We start from the raw sequence: 12,961 nt of genomic DNA on the forward strand, positions 1-12,961 counted from the left end.
CCTTATGACGATTAACGCAGCTCTGTTTCATGCCCGGTGGCGGCAGTAATATGCTCGTCCGCGACCCGGGCGCTGGTACGATTTCGACCCGCTTTTTTTGAACGATAGAGGTGATCGTCCGCTTCGGTCATGAGTTTGTTGAAGACCTCGGTCAACTGCCATGCCTCCGCCTTCCCGCTTCCAAGGCCAATACTGACCGTCAGAGAGAGCGTTTGCTGACGCCATGTAAAAGGATGGTTAGCGACGGTAGTTCTGATACGTTCCGCCAGTTCATAACCGTGTCGAGCGTCGCCAGAGTTGACCACCACCGCGAACTCTTCCCCGCCCATACGCGCGACCATCCCGTCTTCACCGACCACTTGCTGAACCTGCCGGGCGAATGACGCCAGCACGCGGTCGCCACACTCGTGGCCGTAGTTATCGTTGATGCTTTTGAAGTAATCGATATCCAGCAGCATAACGGTCAGGAAACGCGAATGGCGGTGCGTCTCTTCGTGTTTTAACGCCTCATAAAGCCCGGAACGCGAATAAACCTGCGTTAAAAAGTCATAATCCGCCCGCAGGGAAACCTGACGGATCAGGGAATTAATGGCCGCCATGCTGACGGAGACCAGCACCGGACAGATCGCCATCGTGGCAATACCCAGCCGGGCAGAAAACATCATTGGGGTGGTCAGCGGTGTCGCCACGGCAATATTAATCACCGAGTTGGCGACCAGAATAATTTCAATGGCGCCCGTGACAAACGTCAGCAAGCAGGTCACAGGCAATGGGTAGCGTACCGCACACCAGATAAGCGCAGGCAGTGGAAAAGAGAGGCTCCCCGCGCCGCCAATCACGACTGATGCGACCACCGAGACGATCAGCGCAATAACCGGTAACAGCTGCTCCAGACGTAACCTGAATTCGCGCACGGGCATGCCTATCGTGAGCATACACGGCACAACAAGCACGCCGGTTGAGAACTGCTCGCTAAACCAGTCGGCAAAGAGCGGCCAGAAGGTGTGGCTGTCAATCCCGACCGACCCCACCGCACCGAGCAGTGCGCACAGCAATGCGGCAATCAGGCAGTAGTTGAACAGGCGTAATGCGTTAAGCGGATCCGGGGTTTTCTTCATCAGCCGCCTGTCACGCTGAATCAGCACGGCGACCACGACGATAAAGACCATGTTAGACAGGTTGATCACCACGGAGGCTATCCCCCAGTTGGTCGTCACCGCGTCGTACATCAGCATGGCGACATAGGATACCGCGTAGTAATGCAGGCGATTCAGAAAAACATAGCGGGCAAAAATCCCTGCCATCACGCCGTTGAGGGGCCAGAACAGCGACAAGGCCTCCACGAGACGTAATTCCGCACCCACAAAATAGAACAAAGTGGTGAGGATAAAGATCGTCGATGCATTTCGCAGCGGCGTGTCAGGCTGGAACGGCCTGAAAGCGGTAAGAGCAGAACGCATTAAATTTCATTCCATATGAAAGCTTATGGCAGTTATTGCGGTCGTCAGCACGATCGGCGCTCACTTAGGATGAATCTATAACACAAATATAACGGGATCATAACTCGTCAAATTTAGGCGTTCATCTGGAGCACCAGCCAGTGGTGAATCACGCTGACGATATACTGCTGCTGCTGCGCGGTGAGCTGAACACCGTGAGGAATATTATGCCATTTCGCCAGACAGCCCCGGCAACAGGTGGCGGTGGCATGCTGGGCGATAAATACCGGGTGACCGCGCATGGGCGTCTGTTTGCCGTCATTCGCGGGTTGTGCAGGGGCAAGGCGCTTTTCGACAAAATCAGCGGCATGCTGATCAATGGTATCGGGGCCTTTGTCCCAGCAATACTGCCGTTCCTTATCGCCTAAGCGGAAGCGCGAGCGAAACGTCGATCGCGCCAGACGGGAAAAAAGGGGATCCAGGTCAGACATCAGTAAACGGAACGTCCCATACGCTGGGTCAGTTTCTCCAGAACCGCGACACCGGCAAGGGAATTTCCCGTTTCATCCAGCTCGGGGCTCCAGACCGCAATCGCCATTTCATGCGGTACAATCGCCACCACTCCGCCGCCCACGCCCGACTTGGCCGGGAGACCAACGCGCCAGGCAAACTCGCCCGCGTTTTGATACATCCCGCTGGTTGCCATCAGCGCGTTGACCTGGCGCGCCTGGAGAGGAGAAACCACCTCCTGGTCGAGGTGCGGCGCGTGCCCCTGATGCGCAAGGAACAGGAACGTCTGAGCCAGCTCAACGCAGCTCATTTTCAGGGCGCAGTAATGGAAATAGTTTTGCAGGACGGTCGCCACGTCGTTATGGAAGTTGCCGAAGGATTTCATCAGCCACGCGATGGCCGCGTTACGGGCAGAGTGTTCGAACTCCGAGCGGGCCACCACCGGATCGTAGGCAATGTCGTCAACCCCCGAGAGCTGGCGTACTATCTCCAGCATTCGCTGACGCGGCGCGCTGAGGCGGCTCTGCAGCATATCGCAGACCACCAGCGCCCCGGCGTTGATAAAGGGATTTCGCGGTTTACCCTGCTCGATTTCAAGCTGAAGCAGCGAGTTAAAAGGCTGGCCGGACGGATCTTTACCCACGCGCTGCCAGATTTCGTCTTCTTCATACTGGCGCATCGCCGCAACCAGACTGAGCACTTTCGAAATGGACTGAATGGAAAAACGTTCTGTTGCATCCCCTGCCTGGAATCGCTGTCCGTCGATGGTGCAGATAGCAATACCCAGCTTATTCCCGCTGACCGAGGCAAGGGCCGGAATATAGTCGGCAACCTTCCCCTTTCCAATTAACGGACGAACCTGCGCCAGAATCTCGTCCAACATCTCATTATGGATGACCGCAGCCACACTTTGCTCCTTGCCCTCAGGCTAAAACGGGCTGCGAGTATAACAGAGGCTTATGTATTGCGTCAGGCGCTAAGACGAAAACGCGAAACGGCCTGCAATAAAAGATCGGATTGCTTTTGCAGCCGCTCAGAGGCCTCCGAGGCGTCAGAGACCAGCAGGTCCGTCTGACGGGAGACCTGGTTCAGCGCCTGAAGCTGACGCGTCATCAGGTGAATACGCTCTCCCTGACTGAGCGTGGCGGTGGAGATCTCATTCAGCAAACTGCTCAAATTGCCCACCAGACCGGTGACCTGCTGCAAATTCTCTTCCATCAGGGTGACGGCACGGGAACCGTCTTCGATACCCTGCAGTGAACGGTTGATCAGCTCCTGAATGGTCTGCGTCGAGTGGCTGCTCTTTCTGGCCAGGAGTCCAACCTCGCGGGCGACGACGGCAAACCCGCGCCCCTGATTTCCGGCATGGGCGGCCTCAATGGCGGCATTCAGCGCCAGGATGTTCGTCTGAAACGCCACGCTGTCGATCATCGCCACGATCCCGCGCATTTCAGACGATCGGTCGACGATCGCCTGCATGGACGCGTTTACGGTCGACATCATCTGGTCGCCGCCCACGGCTGCCTGGCGTGCTTCATCGGCCCGGGAGCTGGCGAGTCTGGCATAGCCGGTATTCCCTTCCACGTGGCTTTCCAGCGCCGCAATATGCGCCGTCACATCCTCAAGCTCTTTCGCCTGACGTGCCGACTGCTGATACAGCTTCTGGTTACCCTGCGCCAGAGAGTCAATGTTCTCCACCATGGTAGCCGTGGCGTGGCTGACCTGCGTCACCAGCTGCTGCAGGCCGTGCTGCATCGTGGCAATGCTGTCGCTAAGCTGCCCTATCTCCCGGTTGAAGCGCATGACGTTCGGCGGCGTGCCGGAGAGATCCCCTGCTGCCAGCCGGTTGATATGCGCGATGAGCCGACGCAGCGGCGTAATCACCCATCGGGACATACCGAACCAGACGACAGCGGCAATGGCGACTAACAGCAACGGGGCAAACAGGAATAACGTTTGCAGGTCAGAGAGCTGCGCCATGAGGCTCTGACGCCCCTGCATGGCCTGCTTCTCGCTTGCCTGCTGGTAGCGCGCATAGTTGTCGTTAAAATCAGTCTGAAAAGCCTGCGCCGGGACGGCAAAAAAAGCGTCGATGGTATTGGTTTTGACCAGACCTTCCGCCTGCTCGTTGATCGCGCCGTAGAAGAGCTGATAGCTGTTCACCAGGGCGTCGTCTTTCGGTGGATTCAGCGCCAGCCAGGCCTTCCACGCCTGCTGAGACACCGTCAGCGCCTTTTGCGCGTCATCCATCAGGCTGTGCCAGCTTCCGTCGGATCCGGTCTCTTTATCCTGCATAAACCACACCCCGGAGCGGTTAAGGAGATCGCTTGCCGCCAGCAGAGAGACGCGGGCCAGATCCAGCTTGCTCTGCTGCTGCCACGTCAGCAGGTTTTGCTGCTCGTTGCGCTGGGCTTCGTTCAGGGAGGCGTTAAGCAGGAATGACGAGGAGAGCTGCAGCGCGGAGAAAAGGCCAATAATGCAAAAGATCCCTGTCAGCAGGCCAAAGTGACGGGGAGTGAGACGCTGCGCAATACGGCGAAAAATTTGCGTTAGGTTCATAATTAGCTTCATTTACAAGGCGTTAGACGCGAGCGAGTCTACGAAATGAAAATGACAGAACCATTGCAGATTAATGACAACGGCCCTCGCGATGAGGGCCGACATCGCGGGATTACACGCGATCCTTCCACACCGTCTGCACGTTGCAGAACTCGTGCAACCCAAAGTGGGAAAGTTCGCGGCCAAAGCCACTTTTCTTCACGCCGCCAAAGGCCACGCGCGCATCGCTGGCGCTAAAGCCGTTGATAAACACCCCGCCGCACTCCAGCTCGCGGGAGAAGGTCTCTGCCAGCGCATCACTGGCGGTAAAGACCGTGGCAGACAGGCCAAAATCGCTGTCGTTGGCAAGCATCAGGGCATGCTCCGCGTCTTTCGCGATAGTAATGGCCGCGACCGGACCAAACAGCTCCTGCCGGAAGGCCGTCATCTCCGGGGTGACGTTCGCCAGCACGGTTGGGGCGTAATAATTCCCCTCACCGCTAATTTTCTCACCGCCCAGCAGCAGCGTTGCACCTTCCGCCAGCGTCGCCTGCACCTGCTGATGGAGTTCATCGCGCAGGTCAAAACGCGCCATCGGGCCAATATAGTTTTCTTCCTGGTCCGGCGCGCCCAGCTTCAGCGCAGCAACCGCGTCGACAAAGCGCTGGGTAAAGGTCTTCGCAATACCCTCTTCCACAATGAAGCGTTTGGCCGCCGCGCACACCTGCCCGGTATTCTGGTAGCGGCCTGCTACCGCCGCCTTCACGGCAAGATCCAGGTCGGCATCGTTGAGGACGATGAACGGGTCAGAGCCGCCCAGCTCAAGAACGCATTTCTTCAGCGCGGCCCCCGCCTGAGCACCAATGGCTGCCCCGGCACGCACGCTGCCGGTGACGGTCACTGCCGCAATACGGCGATCGTTAATCGCCTGGCTGACGCCGTCATTGGTGGCGTTTACCCAGCCGAACACGCCTTCAGGGAAACCGGCATCCGCAAAGATCTGCGCGATAAGCTCCGCCGAGCCGAGGACGTTGGGCGCGTGTTTGAGCAGATAGCTGTTACCTGCCAGCAGAATCGGCACCGCCCCGCGCAGCACCTGCCAGAGCGGGAAGTTCCACGGCATGACCGCGAGGATCGGCCCCAGCGGACGGTATTCAATGACCGCATTCTGGTTTTCGACCAGCGTCGGTTCCGCCTGCAGCATCGCCGGGCCGTGCTCGGCGTACCAGTCGCAAAGGCCGGCGGATTTCGCCACTTCGGCCCGCGCCTGCTGAATGGGTTTGCCCATTTCACGGGAGATCGTCTGCGCCATCTCTTCAGCGCGATGACGCAGCGCGGCGCCAAGATCGCGCAGCTTTTGCGCCCGGTGGGAGATGCTTTCGCGACGCCACAGGCGATAGCCCGCATCGGACTGAGAAATCGCGCGGTCAACCTGTTCCGACGTCGCCCACGGATACGCGGCGAGGGTTTCACCCGTTGCCGGGTTGACAGAGAAGGCATGTGTTGCAGAGGAATAAGTCATGGTGTTCTCCACGTTTTTCGGTTGATTCATTGTGGCTCACTCTGCTATTTCTTAAAAATGAATAATACTAACCACCTTATTCACGAAACGAGAACATTATGGATTTAACCCAGCTTGAGATGTTTAACGCCGTCGCGCTGACGGGCAGTATCACCCAGGCGGCGCAGAAGGTGCATCGCGTGCCGTCTAACCTGACGACCCGCATTCGCCAGCTGGAAGCCGATCTGGGCGTTGAGCTGTTTATTCGTGAGAACCAGCGTTTGCGTTTATCCCCGGCTGGCCATAACTTTTTGCGCTACAGCAAGCAGATCCTCGCCCTGGTGGATGAAGCGCGCATGGTCGTCGCGGGGGATGAGCCGCAGGGGTTATTTGCCCTCGGCGCGCTGGAAAGTACCGCCGCCGTGCGCATTCCTGAAACGCTGGCACAGTTTAACCAGCGCTATCCGCGCATTCAGTTTGCCCTTTCTACCGGGCCGTCCGGGACGATGATTGATGGCGTACTGGAGGGAACCCTGAGCGCCGCCTTTGTCGACGGGCCACTGTCGCACCCGGAGCTGGAAGGAATGCCGGTCTATCGGGAAGAGATGATGCTGGTCACGCCTGCCGGGCAGGCGGAAATCTCACGCGCCGCGCAGGTGAGCGGCAGCGACGTTTATGCCTTTCGCGCCAACTGCTCTTATCGCCGGCACCTGGAGAGCTGGTTTCACGCTGACCGCGCCGCGCCCGGCCGCATTCACGAGATGGAGTCCTATCACGGCATGCTCGCCTGCGTCATTGCGGGCGCGGGCATCGCGCTGATGCCGCGCTCGATGCTGGAGAGTATGCCCGGGCATCATCAGGTTGAAGCCTGGCCGCTGGCAGAAAACTGGCGCTGGCTCACCACCTGGCTGGTGTGGCGACGCGGGGCAATGACCCGCCAGCTGGAGGCCTTTATAGCGCTGCTAAACGAACGTCTTCAACCAGCGCCTTCTCCATAAACAGGCTGAGCGGGTCGTCAACGTACGGGGGAAACGCCGGACGCAAATCGTATCCGCACTGTTCATAAAGACGCACCGCGGCGCACTGCTTGATGCCCGTCTCCAGCCGTACCGTATGGCAATGACGGCTCAGGGCCTCATCTTCCAGGGCGGCCAATAGCGTCTCCCCAAGGTGCTGCCCACGATGGGCCGGATCGATATAGACCCTCTTCATTTCACCGGTACCGTCGCCGTTGAGCACGATGGCGCCACAGCCAACGGCCTGAAGCTGCTGGTCGCGAATGACCATCAGGATCAGCGACGTTTCCGGCAGCGCAGCCAGATCGATCAGATGATTGCTTTCGGCGGGATAGAGTTCGCTCTGATAGCGGTCCAGCGCCGCGATCAGGCTGAGAATGTCCGGGTGACGTGCAGATTCAGAGGTAATGGAATACATGGCAGGCTCCTTGCTTTTTTTGTGAGGCTAAATGTCAACATAGCGCAGGCCTGCCAGGGTGCTTCATACAATTAACTTATCGTACCGCTCCGTTAGCGCAAAAAGATTTTCCCTTTCAGGTACAGGGTGGCCTGACCGCCAATCAGCACGCGGTCGCCCTTCATTTCGCAGCGCAGATCCCCGCCACGGTGCGCCCCCTGGTGGGCATAAAGTGACGTTTTACCCAGCTTTTCGCTCCAGTATGGGATCAGCATGCTGTGGGCGGATCCGGTAACCGGATCTTCCGGCACCCCTTCCCCCGGGCAGAAGAAGCGGCTGACGAAGTCATATTTTTCGCCCGGCGCCGTCACGCAGACCATTTTATCCAGCGGGATCATCGCCCCAATATCCGGCGTTAACGCTTCCACCTGCTGCTGGCTCTCCAGCACCACCAGGTAATCACGTCCGACGCGCACCTCTTTTGCGTCTGGGATGCCCAGCGCGCTAAACAGCAGCGCAGGTGGGTTCTCGACCACCTCCGTTGACCACGCGGGGAAGTTCAGCGTCAGCCAGTCGCCGCTGCGTTTGACCGTCAGCTCGCCCACGAAGCGCGTGGTGAAGGTAATTTCAGTGTGCGGATAGTCAAGGTATTCGAAAATAACGTGCGATGCGGCAAGCGTAGCATGGCCGCACAGGTTAATTTCATCGAGCGTGGTAAACCAGCGCAGTTCAAACCCACCGTCGGTGCGTACAAAAAAGGCGGTCTCAGACTGGTTATGCTGCTGCGCCATTTTGAGCAGCGTCTCGTCCGGCAGCCACGCTTCCAGAGGACATACCGCTGCCGCGTTGCCGCCAAAGGTTTTGTCGCTGAAGGCATCCACCAGATAAAAATCAATTTCCTGCATTGTCTCTTCCTCTCTTGTTATGGGTATTTAGCGCAGAAAAACTGTGCCTTTCAGATAAAGTGAAGCCTGTCCGCTCATCAGCACGCGCGAGCCTTTCAGCTCACAGCGCACGTCGCCGCCGCGCGCGGAAACCTGACGGGCAAGCATGGCTGTTTTCCCCAACTGTTCACCCCAGTACGGGATCAGCATCGTGTGCGCGGAGCCGGTGACCGGGTCTTCCGGAACGGATACCCCGGGGGAGAAAAAGCGGCTGACAAAATCGTATTCCCCCTCACCCCGTGCCGTCACGCTCACCTTATGCTCGCCCGGCGTCATCGCCGAAAAGCGTGGCGCGAGTGCTTCAACCTGCTGGCGATTGTCCAGCACGATCAGCCAGGCGCGCCCTTTGCGTGCTGCAACGTAATGACGGATACCGAGCGCCGAGAGCATCTCCGGCGGCGGCGTCTCTTCATGGGTTGGACATGCCGGGAAGTCCAGCGTCATCCACTCCCCCTCCCGGCTGACCGTCAGGCGGCCAGAGGCGGTATCAAAGTGGATCCGCGAGTCGGGGTAATCCAGTTCATTAAACAGAACGTACGCGGCGGCAAGGGTGGCGTGGCCGCAGAGATTGACTTCGGTAAGCGTGGTAAACCAGCGTAGCTCAATGCCTCCTTTAGTGCAGACGAAAAAGGCCGTTTCCGACTGATTATGCTGCTGTGCCATTTTCAGCAAGGTCTCATCGGGTAACCATTCCTTGAGCGGACAAACGGCGGCCGGGTTGCCGCCAAACGTGGTATTGCTGAACGCATCGACCAGATAAAAATCAATCTCCTGCATTGTCTTACCGCCTGTTTTTATTGTGTTGTTCTTTTATATTCAATGAAAACAGCGCTCCCGGCTACCGCTTTCATAAGGTAAATATTGAGATCTGCGTCACATAATGGTTGAGTTTTCGCCATTCAACGTTTTAAGATCGTCTCCTCTTCTTTTCAGCAACGAATCTCCGACATCCCTATGACAACGAACACAGTTTCCCGCAGGGTTGCGTGGCTACGCGTGGTCACGCTGGCCATTGCCGCGTTTATTTTTAACACCACAGAATTTGTGCCGGTTGGGCTGTTGTCTGACATCGCTGACAGTTTCCAGATGGAAACGGCGCAGGTGGGCATTATGTTGACCATTTACGCCTGGGTGGTGGCGCTGATGTCCCTGCCGTTCATGCTGCTGACCAGCCAGATAGAGCGGCGCAGGCTGCTGATCGGTCTGTTTGTCTTATTCATCGCGAGCCACGTGCTGTCGTTTATGGCGTGGAATTTTACGGTGCTGGTCATCAGCCGCGTCGGTATCGCCTTTGCCCATGCGGTGTTCTGGTCGATCACCGCGTCGCTGGCGATTCGCCTGGCACCGGCGGGTAAACGCGCGCAGGCGCTAAGCCTGATTGCTACCGGTACCGCACTGGCGATGGTGCTGGGCCTGCCGATTGGCCGCATCGTGGGGCAATACTTCGGCTGGCGTACCACCTTCTTCGCCATCGGCATGGGCGCGCTGGTGACGCTGGTGTGTCTGATTAAGCTGCTGCCCGCGCTGCCGAGCGAGCATTCCGGCTCGCTGAAAAGCCTGCCGCTGCTGATGCGTCGCCCTGCGCTGCTGAGCATCTACCTGCTGACCGCCATCGTGGTAACGGCCCATTACACGGCGTATAGCTACATTGAACCGTTTGTGCAGGTGGTAGCAGGCTTTAGCGCCAACTTTGCCACCGTCTTACTGCTGATCCTCGGCGGCGCGGGGATTATTGGCAGCGTGCTGTTCGGCAAGCTGGGTAACCGGCATGCCTCCTCGCTGGTGAGCAGCGCTATCGGCCTGCTGCTGGCCTGTCTGCTGTTGCTGATGTCCGCCGCGGGCAGTGAAAGCCATCTGGCGATCCTCAGCCTGTTCTGGGGCGTGGCGATCATGATTATTGGCCTGGGCATGCAGGTGAAGGTGCTGGCCCTGGCGCCGGATGCGACGGACGTCGCCATGTCGCTGTTCTCGGGAATTTTCAATCTGGGGATTGGCGCGGGTGCGCTGGTGGGTAATCAGGTCATCCTGCACGTGTCGATGTCGGCGATTGGCTATCTTGGTGCCATTCCGGCGCTGATGGCGCTGATCTGGTCCGTGCTTATCTTCCGTAAGTGGCCGGTGGCGCTGGAGGAACAGGGGCAGCACGGGTGAGGTTTGTTTGTGCCGGGTGGCGGCTACGCCTTACCCGGCCTACAAGATCAGCAGGTCGGATTGACCCACAGCATGTGCATTAATACTGTCGTTCTTCATCTCCACCCAGATAGATAAATCTTTCAAAGGTTCTTTCAGACTGGCACTGATAGATCTTGATTCTTGTCTCAACAGGCGTGGCAGTAGAAGACGCATCACTGATCTTCCCGCATCTTTTAGCCTTCTCGTTAATCCAGAGATTCTGTTCTTTTTTCATAGAGGCTCTGACAGACTCTGGAAGCGATTTCCAGAGATTATTTAACTGACCATCGTTTTCTGAATAGGCAAATATGGCATTGTTTAATTTGTTATCGAGATCGGCTTTCTCAAGTTCGGATTTATTCATTGCCAGCATAGTCATAGCGGCCAGCGACTGAGAAATATAATCCCTACCAGAATATTCATAGGATGCAGAAATATCTTTGCCATTGTCCGCCAGAGATAATAAATAAACAAACTTCTCCCATTGAACACTATTGTTAAGCACCTTGCCGCCCCCTTGATTTATCCCACCTAACTTCTGAGGATAGGATGCAATAAACCCAAGAATTTCCGTTGGCATGGTGAGGGTCACCTTAGCGGTACAACTGCGGTTTGAATCATTTTTATCAAACGGTGTCGTTGTGACATTTTCCAACTGAATAGTTATTTGCTGTGCTTTTTCCAGGTAAGATTTAAGCGGTTTTCCATAAAATTGCGAAGGCGTTGCCAGATACGTTTCCTGCAATTTACTCATCGCATCATCTCTGATTTTAGATTGCATAGCAGCAATGGCATCCTCACGACCACATTTAAATTCGGGCGCAGAATCGAACAAACCGGCAGTGGCATTAAATGAAAACAGCAACGTACTCAGTACGAGAAAACAGTGTTTTGCACGCATGACAATATCCTTAAGTGAAATGAGTGCAGTACATTACTTTAAGAGCTAACAAGCAACAAGCTTGGTGGTGCTTATTTGACCCAGATTAAATTAAAAAGTTATTTTTTCAGAATTGATTTATATTCATCTAATAAATGTTTTATATGCCGGGTAAGCGCAGCGCCACCCGGCAATGAACTTAATGATAGGTCTTAATAATCTCCAGCACGCCGTTAATAATAAACTGCACGCCCATACAGACCAGTAAGAAGCCCATCAGACGGGAAATCGCCTCGATACCGCCCTTGCCTACCCAGCGCATGATGGCGCCGGAGCTGCGCAGCGATGCCCACACGATAATCCCGATAATCGCAAAAATCAGCGGCGGTGCCACCGTCAGCACCCAGTCCGGGAAGGTTGCGCTGTCACGCACCGTCGACGCGGAGCTGATGATCATCGCGATGGTCCCCGGCCCCGCCGTGCTCGGCATGGCAATCGGCACGAAGGCGATATTCGCGCTCGGTTCGGTTTCCAGTTCTTCCGATTTGCTGGTCGCTTCCGGCGACTCATGCGCTTTTTGCGCCGGGAATAACATGCGGAAACCAATAAAGGCCACGATCAGCCCCCCGGCGATACGCAGGCCAGGGATGGAAATCCCGAAGGTATTCATCACCAGTTGCCCGGCGTAGTAAGCCACCATCATGATGGCAAACACATACACCGAGGCCATCATCGACTGATGATTGCGCTCGGCGCTGTTCATATTCCCTGCCAGCCCGAGGAAAAGCGCCACCGTCGTTAACGGGTTAGCCAACGGCAGCAAGACCACCAGCCCGAGGCTGATTGCTTTAATCAAATCCAACATAGTGCGTTGTCGTCCTTATCCATATTTAACACAGCAATTATAGGGGGAAAGTGTGACATTCAGCCATGGGCGCAACGTAACGATTATTTTCCTTCTGAAAAGATCACAGGAAGTTATCCCTATGATTTGAAACACCTTAAAAAAAGTTCATGAAACGTTTTAGCAATTCGTGGCATCGGCTGATTCATTCAGTTGACTCATACTTGCCTGAGCAATAATATCTGCCGTGACTAATTACTTGCCAGGGCAACCATTGTGAAAAGCACCAGTGATATCTTTAACGACGTTGTTCCGCTGGGTCGTCTTATTCATATGGTCAATCAGAAAAAAGATCGCCTGCTCAATGACTATCTGTCACCGCTGGATATCACCGCAACACAGTTCAAAGTGCTGTGTTCCATTCGCTGCGAAGTGTGTATCACGCCGGTTGAGCTGAAAAAGGTGCTCTCTGTCGATCTGGGTGCGTTAACCCGCATGCTCGATCGTCTCGTCTGCAAAGGATGGATAGAACGAAGCCCTAACCCGAATGACAAACGCGGCGTACTGGTGAAGCTGACCAGCGATGGCGCGGCCATGTGCGAGCAATGTCATCAATTAGTAGGACAAACACTGCATCAGGAACTAACAAAAAACTTAACGGCAGATGAAGTGGCAACCCTTGAGCTTTTGCTGAAGAAAATCCTGCCGTAAACAGAAAAA

At 56.1% G+C, this 12,961-nt stretch carries 13 protein-coding genes; 3 read left to right on the forward strand and 10 right to left on the reverse strand.

Annotated features, from left to right (window positions below; all coding sequences use genetic code 11):
* Positions 1–11 precede the first annotated feature (11 nt).
* From ACVCAM_RS05265 to sad, 5 genes are all read right to left on the reverse strand, one after another.
* Positions 12–1,460 (reverse strand): GGDEF domain-containing protein, encoded by a 1,449-nt coding sequence (locus ACVCAM_RS05265; protein WP_021242498.1) that lies wholly within the window; start codon positions 1,458–1,460, stop codon positions 12–14.
* Positions 1,461–1,573: 113 nt separating this feature from the next.
* Positions 1,574–1,930 carry a DUF4186 domain-containing protein gene (locus tag ACVCAM_RS05270; protein WP_021242499.1) on the reverse strand — a complete coding sequence of 119 codons (357 nt, stop codon included), beginning with the start codon at positions 1,928–1,930 and terminating at the stop codon, positions 1,574–1,576.
* Entirely contained in the window at positions 1,930–2,856 is a 927-nt protein-coding gene (glsB, locus tag ACVCAM_RS05275) for a glutaminase B (RefSeq protein WP_008503201.1), read from the reverse strand. The genes ACVCAM_RS05270 and glsB overlap by 1 nt, the downstream gene beginning before the upstream one ends.
* A 62-nt stretch (positions 2,857–2,918) precedes the next feature.
* Positions 2,919–4,508 carry a methyl-accepting chemotaxis protein gene (locus ACVCAM_RS05280; protein ID WP_135346303.1) on the reverse strand — a complete coding sequence of 530 codons (1,590 nt, stop codon included), beginning with the start codon at positions 4,506–4,508 and terminating at the stop codon, positions 2,919–2,921.
* Positions 4,509–4,620: 112 nt separating this feature from the next.
* Positions 4,621–6,009 (reverse strand): succinate-semialdehyde dehydrogenase, encoded by a 1,389-nt coding sequence (sad, locus tag ACVCAM_RS05285; protein WP_407223346.1) that lies wholly within the window; start codon positions 6,007–6,009, stop codon positions 4,621–4,623.
* A 98-nt stretch (positions 6,010–6,107) separates the two neighbouring features.
* Here sad and ptrR point away from each other — a divergent pair, with 98 nt between their 5' ends.
* A complete protein-coding gene (ptrR, locus tag ACVCAM_RS05290; protein ID WP_021242502.1) occupies positions 6,108–6,986 on the forward strand; it encodes a putrescine utilization regulator PtrR in 879 nt (292 codons plus the stop codon).
* On the opposite strand, the gene ACVCAM_RS05295 is transcribed toward ptrR, so the two are convergent.
* The 3 genes from ACVCAM_RS05295 to ACVCAM_RS05305 all read right to left on the reverse strand — a co-directional run bounded on the left by ACVCAM_RS05295 (position 6,940) and on the right by ACVCAM_RS05305 (position 9,122).
* Positions 6,940–7,422 (reverse strand): GNAT family N-acetyltransferase, encoded by a 483-nt coding sequence (locus ACVCAM_RS05295; RefSeq protein ID WP_262157231.1) that lies wholly within the window; start codon positions 7,420–7,422, stop codon positions 6,940–6,942. The two genes, ptrR and ACVCAM_RS05295, sit on opposite strands and share 47 nt — an antisense overlap.
* 92 nt (positions 7,423–7,514) lie before the next feature.
* A complete protein-coding gene (locus ACVCAM_RS05300; protein ID WP_021242504.1) occupies positions 7,515–8,306 on the reverse strand; it encodes a PhzF family phenazine biosynthesis protein in 792 nt (263 codons plus the stop codon).
* 27 nt (positions 8,307–8,333) lie between these two features.
* Entirely contained in the window at positions 8,334–9,122 is a 789-nt protein-coding gene (locus ACVCAM_RS05305; protein WP_023327464.1) for a PhzF family phenazine biosynthesis protein, read from the reverse strand.
* Positions 9,123–9,299: 177 nt separating this feature from the next.
* Here ACVCAM_RS05305 and ACVCAM_RS05310 point away from each other — a divergent pair, with 177 nt between their 5' ends.
* Positions 9,300–10,496, forward strand: coding sequence for a sugar transporter (locus ACVCAM_RS05310; protein WP_045354025.1), 1,197 nt, complete (start codon positions 9,300–9,302; stop codon positions 10,494–10,496).
* Between the two features lie 79 nt (positions 10,497–10,575).
* Here the strand turns inward: ACVCAM_RS05310 and ACVCAM_RS05315 are convergent, their stop codons facing one another.
* A complete protein-coding gene (locus ACVCAM_RS05315) occupies positions 10,576–11,418 on the reverse strand; it encodes a lysozyme inhibitor LprI family protein (protein WP_008503532.1) in 843 nt (280 codons plus the stop codon).
* Positions 11,419–11,596: 178 nt separating this feature from the next.
* The gene (locus ACVCAM_RS05320) at positions 11,597–12,262 is read right to left on the reverse strand and encodes a MarC family NAAT transporter (protein ID WP_008502235.1); all 666 of its coding nucleotides are present in this window, start codon (positions 12,260–12,262) and stop codon (positions 11,597–11,599) included.
* A 255-nt stretch (positions 12,263–12,517) separates the two neighbouring features.
* Here ACVCAM_RS05320 and marR point away from each other — a divergent pair, with 255 nt between their 5' ends.
* On the forward strand, positions 12,518–12,952 hold the full coding sequence (marR, locus tag ACVCAM_RS05325) for a multiple antibiotic resistance transcriptional regulator MarR (protein WP_008502236.1): 435 nt from the start codon (positions 12,518–12,520) through the stop codon (positions 12,950–12,952).
* Positions 12,953–12,961 lie beyond the last annotated feature (9 nt).

The sequence above is a fragment of the Enterobacter sp. CFEC122 genome, assembly GCF_052983755.1.